At 51.1% G+C, this 14,977-nt stretch carries 24 protein-coding genes; 18 read left to right on the forward strand and 6 right to left on the reverse strand.

Going from position 1 to position 14,977, the window contains the following annotated elements; genetic code table 11:
• Positions 1-115: 115 nt before the first annotated feature.
• The 5 genes from R84865_RS10095 to R84865_RS10115 form a co-directional block, all read right to left on the reverse strand.
• On the reverse strand, positions 116-382 hold the full coding sequence (locus R84865_RS10095) for a hypothetical protein (RefSeq protein WP_435639578.1): 267 nt from the start codon (positions 380-382) through the stop codon (positions 116-118).
• Between the two features lie 571 nt (positions 383-953).
• The gene (locus tag R84865_RS10100) at positions 954-1,388 is read right to left on the reverse strand and encodes a hypothetical protein (RefSeq protein WP_435639579.1); all 435 of its coding nucleotides are present in this window, start codon (positions 1,386-1,388) and stop codon (positions 954-956) included.
• Complete coding sequence (locus R84865_RS10105) at positions 1,385-1,870, reverse strand: type II toxin-antitoxin system HicB family antitoxin (RefSeq protein ID WP_435639580.1); 486 nt, start codon at positions 1,868-1,870, stop codon at positions 1,385-1,387. Before R84865_RS10105 ends, R84865_RS10100 begins: the two co-directional genes overlap by 4 nt.
• Entirely contained in the window at positions 1,867-2,109 is a 243-nt protein-coding gene (locus tag R84865_RS10110; RefSeq protein WP_435639581.1) for a type II toxin-antitoxin system HicA family toxin, read from the reverse strand. The genes R84865_RS10105 and R84865_RS10110 overlap by 4 nt, the downstream gene beginning before the upstream one ends.
• 97 nt (positions 2,110-2,206) lie before the next feature.
• Positions 2,207-2,878 carry a S24 family peptidase gene (locus R84865_RS10115; protein WP_435639582.1) on the reverse strand — a complete coding sequence of 224 codons (672 nt, stop codon included), beginning with the start codon at positions 2,876-2,878 and terminating at the stop codon, positions 2,207-2,209.
• Between R84865_RS10115 and R84865_RS10120 the strand changes: the two genes are divergently transcribed.
• Together R84865_RS10120 and R84865_RS10125 are read left to right on the forward strand one after the other, a co-directional pair.
• A complete protein-coding gene (locus R84865_RS10120) occupies positions 2,877-3,230 on the forward strand; it encodes a hypothetical protein (RefSeq protein WP_435639583.1) in 354 nt (117 codons plus the stop codon). The genes R84865_RS10115 and R84865_RS10120 overlap by 2 nt on opposite strands.
• A gap of 8 nt (positions 3,231-3,238) precedes the next feature.
• Positions 3,239-3,487: a hypothetical protein gene (locus tag R84865_RS10125; protein ID WP_435638496.1), complete on the forward strand. Its 249-nt coding sequence runs from the start codon at positions 3,239-3,241 to the stop codon at positions 3,485-3,487.
• On the opposite strand, the gene R84865_RS10130 is transcribed toward R84865_RS10125, so the two are convergent.
• Entirely contained in the window at positions 3,488-3,679 is a 192-nt protein-coding gene (locus R84865_RS10130) for a hypothetical protein (RefSeq protein WP_435638497.1), read from the reverse strand.
• Between the two features lie 128 nt (positions 3,680-3,807).
• Between R84865_RS10130 and R84865_RS10135 the strand changes: the two genes are divergently transcribed.
• The 16 genes from R84865_RS10135 (at position 3,808) to R84865_RS10210 (ending at position 14,936) form a co-directional block, all read left to right on the forward strand.
• Positions 3,808-4,494 (forward strand): phage antirepressor KilAC domain-containing protein, encoded by a 687-nt coding sequence (locus tag R84865_RS10135; RefSeq protein ID WP_435639584.1) that lies wholly within the window; start codon positions 3,808-3,810, stop codon positions 4,492-4,494.
• Positions 4,491-5,417, forward strand: coding sequence for a hypothetical protein (locus R84865_RS10140; RefSeq protein WP_435639585.1), 927 nt, complete (start codon positions 4,491-4,493; stop codon positions 5,415-5,417). Before R84865_RS10135 ends, R84865_RS10140 begins: the two co-directional genes overlap by 4 nt.
• Positions 5,414-6,136 (forward strand): hypothetical protein, encoded by a 723-nt coding sequence (locus R84865_RS10145; protein ID WP_435639586.1) that lies wholly within the window; start codon positions 5,414-5,416, stop codon positions 6,134-6,136. The genes R84865_RS10140 and R84865_RS10145 overlap by 4 nt, the downstream gene beginning before the upstream one ends.
• On the forward strand, positions 6,133-6,336 hold the full coding sequence (locus tag R84865_RS10150; protein ID WP_435639587.1) for a hypothetical protein: 204 nt from the start codon (positions 6,133-6,135) through the stop codon (positions 6,334-6,336). The genes R84865_RS10145 and R84865_RS10150 overlap by 4 nt, the downstream gene beginning before the upstream one ends.
• On the forward strand, positions 6,333-6,566 hold the full coding sequence (locus R84865_RS10155) for a hypothetical protein (RefSeq protein ID WP_435639588.1): 234 nt from the start codon (positions 6,333-6,335) through the stop codon (positions 6,564-6,566). The genes R84865_RS10150 and R84865_RS10155 overlap by 4 nt, the downstream gene beginning before the upstream one ends.
• Positions 6,563-7,000, forward strand: coding sequence for a hypothetical protein (locus R84865_RS10160; RefSeq protein WP_435639589.1), 438 nt, complete (start codon positions 6,563-6,565; stop codon positions 6,998-7,000). Before R84865_RS10155 ends, R84865_RS10160 begins: the two co-directional genes overlap by 4 nt.
• Entirely contained in the window at positions 6,997-7,449 is a 453-nt protein-coding gene (locus R84865_RS10165; protein WP_435639590.1) for a recombination protein NinB, read from the forward strand. Before R84865_RS10160 ends, R84865_RS10165 begins: the two co-directional genes overlap by 4 nt.
• Positions 7,446-7,748 carry a nuclease domain-containing protein gene (locus tag R84865_RS10170; RefSeq protein WP_435631479.1) on the forward strand — a complete coding sequence of 101 codons (303 nt, stop codon included), beginning with the start codon at positions 7,446-7,448 and terminating at the stop codon, positions 7,746-7,748. The genes R84865_RS10165 and R84865_RS10170 overlap by 4 nt, the downstream gene beginning before the upstream one ends.
• 313 nt (positions 7,749-8,061) lie before the next feature.
• Positions 8,062-8,529: a RuvC family protein gene (locus R84865_RS10175; protein ID WP_435639591.1), complete on the forward strand. Its 468-nt coding sequence runs from the start codon at positions 8,062-8,064 to the stop codon at positions 8,527-8,529.
• Positions 8,526-8,738: a DUF551 domain-containing protein gene (locus tag R84865_RS10180; RefSeq protein ID WP_435639592.1), complete on the forward strand. Its 213-nt coding sequence runs from the start codon at positions 8,526-8,528 to the stop codon at positions 8,736-8,738. The genes R84865_RS10175 and R84865_RS10180 overlap by 4 nt, the downstream gene beginning before the upstream one ends.
• Entirely contained in the window at positions 8,735-9,310 is a 576-nt protein-coding gene (locus tag R84865_RS10185; protein ID WP_435639593.1) for a hypothetical protein, read from the forward strand. Before R84865_RS10180 ends, R84865_RS10185 begins: the two co-directional genes overlap by 4 nt.
• A gap of 358 nt (positions 9,311-9,668) precedes the next feature.
• On the forward strand, positions 9,669-9,923 hold the full coding sequence (locus R84865_RS10190; protein ID WP_435639665.1) for a phage holin: 255 nt from the start codon (positions 9,669-9,671) through the stop codon (positions 9,921-9,923).
• Positions 9,924-9,926: 3 nt separating this feature from the next.
• On the forward strand, positions 9,927-10,415 hold the full coding sequence (locus R84865_RS10195) for a lysozyme (RefSeq protein WP_435639594.1): 489 nt from the start codon (positions 9,927-9,929) through the stop codon (positions 10,413-10,415).
• Positions 10,416-11,326: 911 nt separating this feature from the next.
• Entirely contained in the window at positions 11,327-11,887 is a 561-nt protein-coding gene (locus R84865_RS10200; RefSeq protein ID WP_435638291.1) for a terminase small subunit, read from the forward strand.
• A 275-nt stretch (positions 11,888-12,162) separates the two neighbouring features.
• Positions 12,163-13,554 (forward strand): phage terminase large subunit, encoded by a 1,392-nt coding sequence (terL, locus tag R84865_RS10205; RefSeq protein WP_435639595.1) that lies wholly within the window; start codon positions 12,163-12,165, stop codon positions 13,552-13,554.
• Between the two features lie 2 nt (positions 13,555-13,556).
• A complete protein-coding gene (locus R84865_RS10210) occupies positions 13,557-14,936 on the forward strand; it encodes a DUF1073 domain-containing protein (RefSeq protein WP_435638293.1) in 1,380 nt (459 codons plus the stop codon).
• The last annotated feature ends 41 nt before the right edge of the window (positions 14,937-14,977 follow it).

Consider the following 14,977-nt stretch of genomic DNA (forward strand, 5'->3'; position numbering starts at 1 on the left):
CAGCCAAGAGTCGAACTTGCTAATCACAGACTAATAAATATCTATCAGTCATAGCGACGTAACCGGTTCTGCTTATCCCGATTCCCACCAGATAACGCCCTGATGGGGCGGCGTCTTACAGTACAATTCCAGTTACAATCACCAAGTCGGGATTTTCTACCGGAGTATCGGTTACATCCTCGATATTTCGTTCCTTGCCCGAATTTTCGATGCCAGAGTTAAGGCCGTCCCAAGTTAACTGCTGATATTCGGTGAAGTCGTCGCAGTTAACATATTTTCCATGAATTTGCTTCAGATCGTTTGCAGAGTCGTTACTAACGTTTCGAATCAAATACTGATGGGTTTCTTCAGGTAATAATTGAAACACTACAAGTACGTTCATTTTTTCCTCCTATTGTCATCGAGATAGGCTAGGCCGGTGCGCTTCCGCCGGGTATGCCCAACAGCCGACCTAACCCATCTCGATGCCCACTGGCTAACCAATGGGCAGATATTCTTTTCTGCGCATCTGAGCCTCGCTCTACGGCTCACACGGCTAACTGCTCCGCTTTACCAATCATCACTGCCACGCTTTGACTGATACCCCATGCAAATCCGTCTACTGGACGGCTGACGCTGGCAGGGGACATGCGCTCGTTCGATAACACTGGTCATCGACCGCCAGCTTTTAGGTAGCTGGGAACCATCCTTATTGTTAGAGAGCAGTCGCTGTGTTGATGCGATGGGTAGACTTTATCCAACAGATAAAGTTCTGTAAAGAGGCTTGGCGAAAAAAGTTTCTCTGTTAAGGAAATATTTCGAGCTGGCCTAGAATTTTTAGACCAAAAAATACCGCCCGAGAGGGGCGGCATCAGGTGAGGTTAAGCGGGGCGGTGTGAGGCAGGCAAAAGAAAACCCGCCTCGTTGGGCGGGTTGGGGAAGAAGGAAAGTGTTACTTCTGATGTTGAACCTTATCATCTTTGGGGGGGGTGGGCCTGGGCGACATCGCTAGGCAAGGCGAAAGGGAAGTTAAGGCCACTTAGTCCTAAGCCGTGTCCAATGCTATTCAACATGGGGCGCATAGATGTATAAAGCAGATTGACGGCATACGCTCTTTCGAGCGGATCTGTGATCTTATAAGCATCCACGTTCTTGTCGAATTGAAAGCGGCCAGCTCCAACTACTTTTATCACAGATTTAACGTCATCTTTCTGATCTCCTACAGTTTCAAGAGAAACAATGATGTTTGCCCAAAACCCTGAGGCCTCTTCCTCATCTGGATCCTTGATCCGCATGGATATTTCCAGCTTGAAGTTGTGATGATCGTCTCCAGGGTTATTTTCTTCCGGAATAGAGGCATTTATTTTATCAAAGTGAAAATCTGTCAAAGAAAAATTTGCTGTACTCATTGGACAGTCGCTCTAGTTCCTATGATGCTGTATCCGCCTGAATTTCTTACCAATTCTTCAATATACATCGAGGTTGAGTAGTCTGCATCCTTCTCCACGATATGCTTATGAACGTGAGTATGAGAAACGGCTAGCTGCTCATCTGGATGGTCAATACATCGTTTCAGGGATCTAAACACATAATCATTTAAGCTTATCCCTTCGCGTGATGAAGCTTTTGCTGCAGCCTCATGAATTTCGGGAGGGACACGAACATTAAAGGTTCCGCTGTATGGTTTGTCAGGATCAATTCCCTCCTCCTGGCAGAACTCAAGATAAGCATCCAATTGGCTTTCAAAAGCCTGTTTGAGCTCCGAGACTGTTGATCCTTCATAGCTTACAAGATCTGTTATATGGAGAACTTTTCCAAACATAATTCCGTCATCAAGAGATACTTCAACTGACCCTTGATAACCTTTGTATTTCAGCACTTTTGAGCTCATATCTTCCCATGCTCCTTGAGATTTTCGATGACCTGTTCAATAGCGTATGCCTTGAGAACCTTTTGAGGATGAGGTTCATGAAGAAGGATTTTCCTATTGCTATCATCGATAAATCGTCTGTAAGAGCCACCTTTTTTGCTCCTAAGACTGTATCCAAGAGATCTCAACAACGATACAAGTTCATCCCATGAGAAATCCTTTGGTTTTTGCAGCAACCTGTCCAGGCGCTTATCACTCATCCTCTACCTCGACAGATTCCCGATAGGGTTGCAACTATATTTCAGTTGCGACTCTGTGTATATACAGTTGACTATAAATTTCAAAGAAGGTTCTCCCTCACATCATCCCTCCGCGCCACACTACTCGGCCTATGATCGGTGAATGAAAGGCCGACAGGTCGCCTATTTCTTCATCCTCAACCTTGTCGTTGTCGCTAATAATCCACCACTTGCCGCTGAAGCGCTGAATCAGCCTCTTTACGCTAATGGAATGGTCGGGGCGGCGAATGGCGTACACGCGGTTGGTGCACACATCGGTTTGAGAAAGATCGATTAGAAGGGCGTCGCCGTCTTGGATATTAGGCTCCATGCTCTGGCCGCAGGCGGTTATCAATTGCAGATTTTCTTCCTTCAAATGATTCTGTCGCATCCACTCTCGCCCGAATGCGTACGAAGATTTTTCGATGACGTTCTCATTGTCGCAGCCTGCTCCCGCCGCAGCTTTGGCAGAAAGCATTGGTATGAATGCATAGTCTTCGCCACTTTCGTCATCTGCAATTTTAATCGGCAAAAATGGGTTGTTATCTGAGTGGTCGTGGTCCATCCAGCCGCGCTCTTTCCCCTCAGCCACCTCGATACGTCTAGCCAAAACATCGCCAATGATTTTTCCACCCTTTATCTGCGCGATGTATGAGTCAGAGACGCCCCATGCCTCAGCAGAGTCTTTTTGCCTTTTCTTTTGTTCAATCAGGTTGATCGCGTTGGCGTGCCTAATTTGGTGGATATCCATGTGTTCCCCTCAGATAAATTTATGGGAAAGAAGATACCCATCTTTATCTTGTGGTGAAATTCCCTATCAAATAAACATCTCTTTGCGTTATGTTTCCTTGTCAGATAAACTTTATCGAAAGGAGGACAGTTTGATGTCTATGCAAATGAAGAGCTGGTTGCACCAAAAAACCAAAGAAGAGCGTCTCTATGTTGCTCAACGGGCAGGGGTAACGGTTGGTTACTTTTGGCAGATTTCGGGAGGTCACAAGAGACCGTCCATAGAAACCGCAAAGGCACTGCAAGACGCCACCGGCGGTGAGCTAACCATCGAGGGGCTTCGGCCTGACATTTTTGGCACTACAGCCGCATAGGAGGCGAAATGAGTGAAATATCAAAATCAGCGCTAAGTCTATCCGAAATTGCGAAGGCAGCTGACGTTCTGGCGAAGGAAATTCTAACGAGCAATCCAAGCCCTGAGGGTGTGGAAGCCTACAAAGCTGCTGTTCTTCAGCTCAAAGAAGAGGGTAAGCCAGCGGTAATCGGAATAAAACATCTAAGCAGGAAAGAGGCAATTGATGCCGTGGAGAAAATCCTAGACGGCATCAAAAGGGGAATTTATCGAATTTGATCAGGATTTGTTGTCGATGCGCCATTTGTGAACAAATTCACGTATTAGCTCATGAGTGAGCATGGCTCCTCTGACGATTGGTTCTATATCGACTCGACCATCAATTATCTCTTTTGATTGTGGCGAGCTAACTAGAGCAAGGAGAAGCTCTTTCGAGAACTGTTCGTCTTCTGAAGACAATGAAATTGTCATGCCGACCTCCTGTGGTCGTTGAGTGTGGAAACAAAACGATAGCACAGGGCATAGGTCGGCACCCTACATAAACCAAAACCCCGGCGACTGTGGAGGTCGGGCCGAGGCTTTCAAGGGGTAAGTGAAGTATGAATCAAGTTAGCACAGAAACGCAAACGGTAATGAGTAGCCGTGAGATAGCAGATCTTCTCGGTAAACGTCATGGAGACGTGATTCGTGACATTCGCTCAATGTTTGAACAGCTAGGGGATGACGCAAATCTGCGTCATGTCTCCGAGGTCAAGGATTCACGAGGTTACACCGCTGAATTTCTCCTAGACCGCTACAACACTGAAATCCTTGTGACTGGATATGACGTTAAGCGCAGGGCTTCTGTCATTAATCGATGGATTGAGCTTGAAACAAAATCATCATCGCCATCACTGCCTGATTTCTCCAATCCGGTAGAGGCAGCTCGCGCATGGGCTGATGCCAAAGAATCTGAGATGAAGGCAATTGCCGAAGCACAGGCTGCGAAACCTGCTGTCGAGTTTGTTGACCGTTATGTAAAGGCCGGTAACAGCAAGAGCCTGCGTGAGACGGCCAAGATTCTGCGCATTCCTGAAAAGCAATTCATCCAGCAGCTGATCGACGACAAGCTGTTGTATCGCCAGTCAGGAAATTTGCTCCCTCACCAGAAACATCACAACGCTGGCCGCTTCACTGTAAAAACCGGTGAGGCTAACGGCCATGCATTCACACAAACGCGAGTCACCAGCGACGGCATCGACTATCTGGCGAACTCCTACGGCTACATGATTGGGAGCGCTGCATGACCATCAAACGTGCTGCTCGTCCTGACAGCAATTTCTATCTGCTGGACAAGGATATCAGCGAAGACAAGCGCCTTTCATGGGGCGCTAGAGGAATGCTTGTATTCCTTCTGGGCAAGCCAGACAACTGGTCTATATCCATTTCTCACTTAATCAAAGAAACACAGGGAAGCAGCCGCAAGTCTGGCCGTGATGCTGTGTATTCGATTTTGGGCGAGCTTGAGGATGCGGGATACCTTCGGCGTTCACGTGGTCGTGGGGAAAAGGGAGAGTTTGGCAAAACCGATTACACCATTTCAGAAACACCATATACGGAAAATCCGGATGTGGTGGATTCACCGGATACGGATCAGCCGGATACGGATTACCCGCATACGGCAAATCCGCCACTAACAAGTATTGAGGGGTTAACAAGTACTGAAGAATTAACAAGTACTGAGAATAACAAGACTGCCCCCGAGGCTAACGCCCCGGTCGCTGGGTCAAACGTAGTTGAGTTTCAGTCTGCCAAACCACGGGTTGATATTCCCGACGACATGCCCGGCCCCAAAGCCGAATCGGCGAAAACCTATCGCTCATGGGCTAACTACGCCATGTGTTATCGAAACCGGTATAGCGTCTGGCCGCTCTGGAACGCAAAGGTTGCTGGACAGTTCTCGAATCTTGTTGACCGCGTTGGTGCTGATCTAGCTCCGGCGGTGGCAGCGTACTACGTCCGGTCTAACAACCAGTTTTACGTCACCAAGGGGCACGCCGTAGGCCCCATGCTGAATGACTGCGAATCACTGGCTACTCAGGCCCGCACCGGTCAGGGCATGACTGCATCGAAAGCGCGACAGCTCGACTCAACGCAGACCAATGCCGACGCTGCTGCCGAAACCAAGCGTCTGCTGGCGATGGATGCCGAGGCGGAGGGCTGGCAATGAACGCCGAGCAGTGCAACCAGTGTGCCGACACGATCTACGCAACCGCTGAAATTCTGGGCCACGAACTGAAGCCCCAAGCTGTGCGGCTAATGGTCAAGGATTTGCGCCAGTACGAAGCTAGCGAAGTGAGCAACGCGCTATCTCGCTGCCGTGCCGAACTGAAGGGAAAGCTATCACTGCAGGCGATCCTTGAGCGCATGCCTAGCGCGAACGCCTTCCCGTCACCTAACGAGGCATGGGCCATCGCTCTATCGGCTCAGGACGAAAACGACACTGTTATCTGGACCGATGAGATTGCCGAGGCGATGGGTGCGGCACGTCCGATTCTGGATGGTGGCGACAAGGTTGGCGCTCGAATGGCGTTCATCGAGAAATACGCCCGCCTAGTCGACACGGCTAAATCAAGCAACCGTTCCCCTAAGTGGCAGGCCAGTCTTGGAAACGACCCCGCACGCAGGCAATCGGTGCTAGACGAAGGAGTGCGTAAGGGACTTCTGCCCCAGCACCACGCTGAAAACCTGATCGAGCCTCCCAAAAAAGCCGTTGAGACAGAGGAAAGCAAAGCGTCGGTTAGAAAAATTATAGGGATGCTGCGCGACATTGTCACTTCTAACGACGAAGCAAAGGCGCAAGAAAAACGCGAACAAATTGAACAAGAAGCGAAGCGTCGTAGGCAGCTTCTGGCGCAAGCGGAACAGCTAGCGGGGAGCCAGCAATGAGCATCATTCAAAACATCATCCTAATCCACCTAGGCACCTACGAATCCGCTCATATCAATGAGCTTGCTGAGGTCGTCAACGCAAACGCGTATCGCCACCACACGAACGACGAAATCATTTCTGAGCTGATGGGGCTGGTGCTAGCGAATCGTGTGGCCACTGAGGATAGCTACGTGTGGCTAGTGAGGGCAGCGGCATGAAATACGACTACTGCAATGCAACAGAAATAGCTGCCCGTCTACCGCATATGATGCCGATGAGCGGAATGCCTATATCAGCTGATTCGATCAGGGAACAGCTTGCCCCTATTACGGAAAAACGTCCTAGCGACAGCCTAATTATCGACGCTGTACATAAGGTGCGCGAGAGAGGATTAGGCGTAGAGATTAAAAGGATGGGCGGTCAATTGTTGGTTAGGAGGCTGGTGTGAAAAAAATTGATACCCCCAAAAACGCGTTAAAAGAGGCTCAGCGTCTAGCAGACCGCACCGGCGACATTCATGTCATTGAGCAAGATGGCGATGGCAATTTATTAGTGGTCGAGAGAGGTTATAGCGAAAATCCCCATCGTGTGATGGCGACCGCACATCCAAAACAAAACTGCTCTGGAATCAGGAAAAAACTGATCAATCGGAAAAAAACGTATCAGGCGCTGGGATACGACGCCGGTATCAATGGGCGCGAGTGCGATGCAGTAAAAGACATTCCCGATGAGTTATACGACGCGTGGGCTAGAGGATGGGAGAAAGGGCGGCAGGCATACGAAGCTGAGCAGAGAAAGAATAAGGCTCGCAGGTCGGTTGAATTGGGATATAGCGATTGGTCGCTGTGGGGAGACTCTGGATATTTGCAGGTGGCGTCATGAGCAAGGGGCTCTCATATCTGATCAGTGATGAACAGCGTGCATACGGAATGTTCGGAAATATCGAGGAGATGGTAATCAAGGGTCTTCGGGCTGGTCCCGTGGTTTTGACGCTAGGGCGAGAAAATAGATCACTCGATCAAAACGCCAAGTTGTGGCCGATGCTTTCTGACATTGCTCGACAGGTTCAATGGCCGATTAACGGCCGTCTCGATTACCTGACGCGCGAAGACTGGAAGGACATTCTTACTGCTGGCCTAGATAAGCATCAGCGCGTAGCTGCCGGAATTGATGGCGGCTTCGTCATTCTCGGACGGCGCACTAGCAAGATGAAGAAAAAGCAGTTTTCGGAGCTGATCGAATTCATTTACTGGTTTGGTAGCGAGAAGGGCGTGAGGTGGTCAGAGAGAGCGCTTCAATCTTATGAACAATATCGAGAGGCCACCTTATGAGAATCATCAGCAAGGCGCTACGCAACTCTGCGCGCGGCAAAAACTGCACGCTGCGGCTGCCGGGCTGCAATCACAATCCTGAGACCACAGTGCTGGCGCATTTACCGACAGGTGTGGGCGGAATGGGGATGAAGAGCCCAGATAATCTTGCTGTCTATGCCTGCTGCTCATGCCATGACCGGCTCGACTCACGCACAAAAGGCGCAGAGATTGATTGGCGAGACATCACGAGGGCACTGGCAGAAACACAGCAACAGTGGATTGAAGAAGGGCTGATGAAGATCAAGGGGGTGGCGTGAATTTATTTATTTGGTTAGTTGGGCTGATCACCTTGACCTCAATAGCTTTGTTCTTCGGCTACTACATAGCCCTTGGGATTTATAAATGGGCAGTACATAGGATCGATATGCTTCACGGCCCTGTATTGAATCTCACCTCTTTTAAATGGGGATTCATCGGTGTGCGGATAGGATCTCATCAGTACGAATATTTCAAAGAATATCAAGATTCAAATTGCAAGCCGTCATGGCGCTTTAACCTTCTTGGTTACTTGTTCGTGCCGTGTATTCCAAGGTTCGTAAACCGGCTTATCTACGGGAAGGTGAGTGTTAAATGATCGTTGGCATAGATATAGGCAAGTCAGGCGCTATCGCAGCCATAGACGGCAAGAACGCTCATGCAGAGCCGATGCCCCTGATGGGCAAGGAAGTGGATGGCAAATCAATTTGCGAGCTTCTGGTGAGCTTGCGGCCCGATCTGGTGATGGTCGAGAAAGTTGGCGCTATGCCCGGTCAGGGGGTCACCAGCATGTTCAATTTCGGAATGAGCTACGGGAAGGTGCTGGGAGTGCTTGAGGCGAACTGCATTCCCTACAGATTGGTTACCCCGCAGGCTTGGAAGAAGAAGGTTCTGGCAGGCACAGCAAAAGACAAGAACGCCGCCATAGCCTTTGTAAGCCGAGCATTCCCAGACCTTGATCTAGCCCCTGGGCGCAAACAAAAACCGCATGACGGTATGGCTGATGCGCTGTGCATCGCTGAATACGGTCGCCAGTTGATGAGTAAAGGAGAAGCCGCATGAGTGATTGGATTGCGATTAAGGATGAGCTTCCCGAGTTTTACCGGCGCGTTCTTACCGTATCGAAAACCGGTCTTATTGTAATGGCGCATCTAGTCCCAGAAAGCGGTAACCAGGAAAAGTATTTCGCAATGGAAGGAAATGCTTGCTCGTCTGGTCAGCATGTTTCCCATTGGATGCCGCTACCGAAAGTTCCGGAGGTGCAGGCATGAGTGCTATTCCTAAAGAGCCGGAAGTGCTCGACTTTTCGCGCATGCCTCTTCATGAGGTAAAGCGGTATGCGTACGGCGAAACTAGATACGCAGATGAGGCGCGCTCTCAGCTTGTCGAGAGGATTATCGACCTTGATCTTCAATACCGAGAAGATGGTATGGAGCGTGGGCGCGGATGGTCTAGCATTTCACCCACCGAGCTTATCGGCCAGCCAGTTGGCGGGGGAGTGAAGGGCGATCAGATGGCGACCGCATACGAAAAGGGCATCCGCTCCGAGAGCGATCACGATTGGGCGCATAGAATATTGGAATCTCTGCCGCCACGGCGCATGGCGGCATTGTTGATTTCTCGCAGGAAGCGGCTTCCCAATCGGTATGACGCGGCTAACGATTCGATCAGGGACGTTTGGTGCCGTGAGTATGAAGAAATTCTGCCTTGCGTGAACCAATATTGCCGCTTGCTAGGAATGAAGCCGGAGAAGATTGCGAAGGTGTCGTTTAAAGATATTAAGCAATTAAAGAATTGTGCTCACCAGGCCAAAGTCGAGATATTAATGGCACTAAGCGTTTGACTGATTAAGTCATGATGGTATTATATTTCTATGCTGGCGTGAATTACATACTGAGCCAAAGCATAGTTCATCTGGCACTAAGCGCATCGGCATCTATCAGCCGCATTGCCCCAAACCCAGTGGACAGGCTGCGATGACGGTCCCTGTTCCCCTATCATCGAAGCCACCTATACCAAGCCTCGCCTAGTGCGGGGCTTTTCTGTTTGTGTCTCATACTCCGCGTTTCATGCGCGACAAACGAGCAGACACCAATGAATTAATATCAAACCCAGCCCTCGCGCTGGGTTTTCTCTGTTTAGGCCACGCTGCGAAGCGTCGCCACCCTCTAACAGCTGGGAGTCCAGCCGATATGACCGTTATGCCTGAGAAGATTTCTACCGCAGCGAGCTACTGCACGTCCGGCGCCCTCGCGTGCGGAGGGATGTTCAGTTGGCTTGGACACATAGATTTGAATACCGCGTCGATCGTTATCGGCATTCTGTTCGGCGCCGCTACTTGTATAGGCGGCCTTTGGTTCAAATGGCGAAATTCACAGGCGTATCGTCAGGCCCTTAAAGCGGCTCTGCGAAACGGGAAAATGCCGCCGCTACCGAGCGGCAAAACAGAGGATTAACCTATGCGCGTCCCCGGAACGCTGCGACAAAAACTGATCGCAGCTGCCGGGAGCGGCGCGATCGGTATCGCAGCCCTGCTTGCCACCACCTTCGAGGGGTATGAATCTCGCCCCTACAGCGATCCCACCGGCACGTTGACGGTCTGTTACGGGCACACCGGTGCAGACATCGACCCTCGCAAGACGTACTCGCGCGAAGAGTGCCAGACGCTCCTTGATCAGGATTTGGCTGTTGCTGATCGCGCTGTCCAACGGTATGTCACGGTGCCGATGAATGCCTACCAGCGGGGAGCACTGGACGACTTCGTGTTTAACGTAGGCCAAGGCAATTTCAAGCAGTCAACGCTGCTTAAGCGGTTGAACAGCGAGGATTACTCAGGTGCCTGCGACGCTCTCCGTGACTGGGTCTACTCGAAGGGCGTGAAACTTAAAGGCCTGGTAACACGCCGGGAATTGGAGGCAGCTGTATGCAGCTTCGGGGTCGAGCAATGAGCAAATACTTCTATGGCCCCCTGATCGTGCTAATTGCGACACTCGCATACGGATGTTGGCACTACCGAGGCTTAGCAGCGGAGTGGCAGCGCACTTCTCAGCAACAAAAATATAGGGCTGACACAGCGGAACAAGCTAACGACACTCTCGCTACTGCTAACGCCACTCTCAACGCCCGCAACAACACTCTCGTGGAATCACTCAATGCACGCAGCGACCAACTGGCAACCCAACAGAGGCGTGCCGACGCAAACCGCAGCGCTTACAGGCAGGCACTGGATAGCGATCGTGATTGGGCTACTCAGCGTGTACCTGATGCTGTCGCTCGCAGCTTGCGCGCCGCAACCGGTGTACAAGACGATTCCAGCACCTCAGGTACAGATACCCGCTGAGCTAACGCAGCCGCTTGATCGGCCCAACTGCCTATTTCACTCAAACGCTAATCTAGGCGACTGCATATTGCAGCAGGCGGGAGTGATAGAGCGTGCTGACGCAGACAGGGCGGCAATCAGACGAATATTGGAGAAGCAGTGATGCGTGATGAAAACGATGGGCTTTATGACGAAGACGACGGATATTGAGCAATAAAATTCCAATATTGCTAATAAATTTACCGTTAAATGAGCATTCGTCGTCCTGCAGGAACAAAGAATATTGCCATGAAGGTTAATAATCATGAATCTCTGATCCGTCGGCAATGGGGTGCTAGAGAGGATCGCGATGATTTTCTGCATGATCGTTTAGAGATTGCTAGTTACTACGGGTGTCGGTTAGGTGAGGTAGAAGTAGATCAATTTCACCCCTGCGGAATATGCGTCTTTGTTAGAGGTAAGTGGGTAGGTGATCTCGATGACGGAGACGGCCACCATGATGGATCGGCTCTCGAAGAAATCAGAAAATAGGTGATAGAAATGGCGACCACTGCTAAAGGGGCGCTGACTCCTAAGCAGTCGGCGTTCGTTGATGAATACCTGAAAGACCTGAATGCAACTCAGGCGGCAATACGGGCTGGCTACAGTGAGAAAACGGCGCGCTCTCAAGGCCAGAGACTATTGACAAATGTTGACATTCAGAGCGTGATCCAAGAGGCCATGGATGAGCGAGCAAATAAGGCGCATATCGACTCTCAGTATGTGCTAAATCGGCTGGTTGAAATAGATCAACTCGATGTTGCCGACATCCTCGATGTCAACGGCAACATGCTCGCTGTCCATAGTTGGCCAAAGGCATGGCGCACATCTATTTCGGGAATTGACCTGCAGGAATTAATGAGCGGTGACGTTGAGACGATTGTTCGCAAGCTCAAATTCCCCGACAAGGTAAAGAACATTGAGCTGATCGGAAAACATATTTCCGTCCAGGCATTCCGCGAACAGAGCAAATCAGAGCTAACTGGTGAGGGTGGCGGCCCAATCAAAATTCAGGATATGAGCAAGGCTGACATGGAGGCGCTGGCGAAGGAGTTTCGTTGATGGTCGATTGGGATGATATGCCACAACGGGCAAAACTAGCGATGAAGATTCAGGCTGAGGCGCTCAAGCACCAATTGGACTGCGCCGAAGAGCTGATTACCGACAATACATTCCTGCGGCAGTGGTTCCGTTTAGATCAGGGGCAGCGATTCATACCTAACTGGCATCACGCGTATGTTGCTCGAAAATTCCTTGAGGTCATAACTGGGCAGACTACAAACCTAGTCGTAAATCAGCCGCCCGGCAGCACCAAATCGGAATTCTGGTGCATATTCATGCCGGCACTAGCGCGGGTTAATTTCGACCGCGTTCGCATCCTGACTGCCTCATTCTCGCAACCACTTGTGCAAGAGCACGCTAACCGCGTTAAGGCGCTGTTTTCTAGTCAAGAATTCAGTGAGCTATGGCCGTGCCTATGGGGCCGGCAGTCGGTCGACAACTTCACGATACTGAATGAGCGCGGCAAGGTTCAATTCCAAGCGTTTGCGCGCTCTCTGTCTGGCCCAGTGACTGGTGCCCGCGCAGGCTTCATGGAAGAGGGCAAGTACACCGGGCATATCATGCTCGATGACCCTCAGAAGCCGATCGACATGCTGTCGAATGTTAGGCGTGATAAATCGAACGAGATTCTAAACAGCACTATTCGCTCACGCCGTGCTCTGCCGACGACGCCCGTCATTATCGTTCAGCAGCGACTGCACACCGATGATGCCAGCGGGTTTGCATTGCGCGGTGGAATGGGCCTCGATTTCGACCATGTGAACATTCCTGCACTGATCGATGAGCAGTACATCGCGTCATTGCCTGACGGCATTCGTGAAATGTGCTGGGAGTGCGTCAAGGATTCGCCCAGCAGGGTGGTTAACGGCACCCGCTATTGGAGTTACTGGCCGGGCAAGGAAGACATTGACGACCTGATCAGGTTTTGGGATCGCGATAACTACACGTTCATGTCGCAGTACATGCAACGTCCGCAGGCGCTCACAGGTGGCGTATTCGATTCCGACTGGTTCCAAACCTATACGGAGTTACCGCCACTGTCTCATCGCGCCGTGTACGTCGATACAAACAGCGGCAAGGTCGAGGATTACAACGACTACACCGTGTTCACCCTGGTGGGCGTTGGCCGTGATGATGGTTATCTGTATGTAATTGACGTTGTACGCGGGAGATGGGATCCCGCCGACCTGCTAAAAACTGCTCGCGATCTGTGGAAACGATGGTCTGTAGTCAACAAGAAGCGACCCGAACCACTGCGCTATATGTCTATTGAGGATAAGCAGGCCGGTCAGGGGCTGATCACCACGCTAAAGAAAAGGCGGCTTCGTGGCGATCCTGAACATGTGCACGTGCCGGTCAATGAGATACCTCGCGGTGCCGGTCAGAACAAACTGGTTCGAGCGCTCAACAGTGTTCCGCAAATCAAATCTGGCCAGGTATTCATGCCGGCCACACACGATGCCAACGGCCATCCAATCGAGCAGGTTAACTACTGCGACGGACGGGTTGCAGCGAAAACCAATTGGGTCATGACAGCTACCACGGAATTTAGCGATTTCGCCGCGGATGATTCTCATGCGAACGATGATGTAGTGGATACGATCATGGACGCGATAGCGAACGAGCTAGTGGAAAACGATAATTCTCCTTTCTCCTCATGGGTGTAACTATGGCTGATAACACGAAGCCGCGCTTTCGAGTCAGCACGACCGATGGCCTGGCTAACATGCTGTCGGGCATGGGAACTAATAGAGACCAGCGCCAGGCGTCTTTCTGGCAGTTTGGAAACATCTATAACGACTGGTATCAGCTCGAAGCTGCGTATAGCGAAAACTGGATCGCACGCGCAGTTATCGACAACCCTGTTGAGGATGCCACTCGCGAATGGCTGTCATATAACCATGATTCGGCGAGTGATATTGATAAACACGCTCGCCAGATGAAGCTGCAAGCGGTCATACAGGGCGCATTCAAATGGTCAGGGCTGTATGGCGGCGCTGGCATCCTGATGGTCACCGACCAGCCGTTAGATAGACCGCTCAACGTCAATAGGATCAAGAAGGGTTCTCTTAAGAAGCTACTCCCGCTCGACCGGATGTACATCACTGGCAGCGAGTTTAACTACACCGACATTCTCGCTGACAATTTCATGCACCCGGAATATTACTTGGTGTACGGCGGCACGATGCTGATTCACAGCAGCCACTTTGTGCGTGCCCCCGGCGCTCAATTGCCGATGCGTTTACGTCAGCTCAACGGCGGATGGGATGACTCACAGCTACGCCGCTGCATGGAAGACCTCAACGATGCCGTCGCTGCCAAGGGCGGTATCGCTAAATTGATTCAAGAAGCCAACGTTGACGTCATTACTAACGAATCGCTGAAAAGCGCGTTAGCTGCTGGTGATAGCGACGTTGAGATGGGTGAGCGTTACCGCCTATTCGGAATGATGAAATCAATGTTCCGCATTGCGCTGCTTTCTGGCGAAGAAACATACGAGCGCAAAGGCGCATCGTTCGGCGGCCTCGGTGAAGTGCTGTCAACGATGATGGAGTGGACGGCGGGCGCAGCTCGACAGCCGATGACACGACTGTTTGGCGTTCAGTCCAAGGGCATGGGCGACACCGGTCAGGGCGACACCACTAACTACTACGACAGCATTCGCTCTAGGCAGGAAAATGACTACCGCCCCGTAATCGAACAGATAAATCAGGTGCTCGTGCGGTCAGCCCTAGGCAGCTATCCAGAAGACCTCAACTTTGAGTTTAATCCGCTCTCCCAGCCTTCAGAAAACGAAGTCGCTCAGCAGAACCTAGCAAACGCCCAAGCGGACGAAATGCGAATCGCCCAAGGTGTCGTGCGTCGCTCTCAGGTTGCTAGAAAACTCAAGGAGCAAGCTCAATATGCCATTGGCGATGACGACATCGAGCGTCTTGAACAAGATGAGCAAGCAGAGTTTGAAGGGGGAAGTCGACTCCCTGACGCCGCTTCAATCTTTGGCGGAGGCGAATCAGAGAGCGAAGAGCAGGGGCCGCCCGAGGAGGACTAGGGCGATAGCGGTCAGCCGGCGTAACGAGCGGCGATACTCAA

This window comes from Carnimonas bestiolae, from assembly GCF_051251145.1.
Lineage (GTDB): Bacteria > Pseudomonadota > Gammaproteobacteria > Pseudomonadales > Halomonadaceae > Carnimonas > Carnimonas bestiolae.

Coding starts and splice junctions, on each gene's coding strand:
- R84865_RS10200 (WP_435638291.1), top strand. CDS start 11,327: ATGGCGACCACTGCTAAAGGGGCGCTGACTCCTAAGCAGTCGGCGTTC.
- R84865_RS10125 (WP_435638496.1), top strand. CDS start 3,239: ATGAGTGAAATATCAAAATCAGCGCTAAGTCTATCCGAAATTGCGAAG.
- R84865_RS10140 (WP_435639585.1), top strand. CDS start 4,491: ATGACCATCAAACGTGCTGCTCGTCCTGACAGCAATTTCTATCTGCTG.
- R84865_RS10100 (WP_435639579.1), bottom strand. CDS start 1,388: ATGAGTACAGCAAATTTTTCTTTGACAGATTTTCACTTTGATAAAATA.
- R84865_RS10145 (WP_435639586.1), top strand. CDS start 5,414: ATGAACGCCGAGCAGTGCAACCAGTGTGCCGACACGATCTACGCAACC.
- R84865_RS10120 (WP_435639583.1), top strand. CDS start 2,877: ATGTGTTCCCCTCAGATAAATTTATGGGAAAGAAGATACCCATCTTTA.
- R84865_RS10110 (WP_435639581.1), bottom strand. CDS start 2,109: ATGAGTGATAAGCGCCTGGACAGGTTGCTGCAAAAACCAAAGGATTTC.
- R84865_RS10180 (WP_435639592.1), top strand. CDS start 8,526: ATGAGTGATTGGATTGCGATTAAGGATGAGCTTCCCGAGTTTTACCGG.
- R84865_RS10095 (WP_435639578.1), bottom strand. CDS start 382: ATGAACGTACTTGTAGTGTTTCAATTATTACCTGAAGAAACCCATCAG.
- R84865_RS10150 (WP_435639587.1), top strand. CDS start 6,133: ATGAGCATCATTCAAAACATCATCCTAATCCACCTAGGCACCTACGAA.
- R84865_RS10105 (WP_435639580.1), bottom strand. CDS start 1,870: ATGAGCTCAAAAGTGCTGAAATACAAAGGTTATCAAGGGTCAGTTGAA.
- R84865_RS10210 (WP_435638293.1), top strand. CDS start 13,557: ATGGCTGATAACACGAAGCCGCGCTTTCGAGTCAGCACGACCGATGGC.
- R84865_RS10175 (WP_435639591.1), top strand. CDS start 8,062: ATGATCGTTGGCATAGATATAGGCAAGTCAGGCGCTATCGCAGCCATA.
- R84865_RS10185 (WP_435639593.1), top strand. CDS start 8,735: ATGAGTGCTATTCCTAAAGAGCCGGAAGTGCTCGACTTTTCGCGCATG.
- R84865_RS10130 (WP_435638497.1), bottom strand. CDS start 3,679: ATGACAATTTCATTGTCTTCAGAAGACGAACAGTTCTCGAAAGAGCTT.
- R84865_RS10155 (WP_435639588.1), top strand. CDS start 6,333: ATGAAATACGACTACTGCAATGCAACAGAAATAGCTGCCCGTCTACCG.
- R84865_RS10115 (WP_435639582.1), bottom strand. CDS start 2,878: ATGGATATCCACCAAATTAGGCACGCCAACGCGATCAACCTGATTGAA.
- R84865_RS10135 (WP_435639584.1), top strand. CDS start 3,808: ATGAATCAAGTTAGCACAGAAACGCAAACGGTAATGAGTAGCCGTGAG.
- terL (WP_435639595.1), top strand. CDS start 12,163: ATGCCGGCACTAGCGCGGGTTAATTTCGACCGCGTTCGCATCCTGACT.
- R84865_RS10170 (WP_435631479.1), top strand. CDS start 7,446: ATGAGAATCATCAGCAAGGCGCTACGCAACTCTGCGCGCGGCAAAAAC.
- R84865_RS10190 (WP_435639665.1), top strand. CDS start 9,669: ATGCCTGAGAAGATTTCTACCGCAGCGAGCTACTGCACGTCCGGCGCC.
- R84865_RS10165 (WP_435639590.1), top strand. CDS start 6,997: ATGAGCAAGGGGCTCTCATATCTGATCAGTGATGAACAGCGTGCATAC.
- R84865_RS10195 (WP_435639594.1), top strand. CDS start 9,927: ATGCGCGTCCCCGGAACGCTGCGACAAAAACTGATCGCAGCTGCCGGG.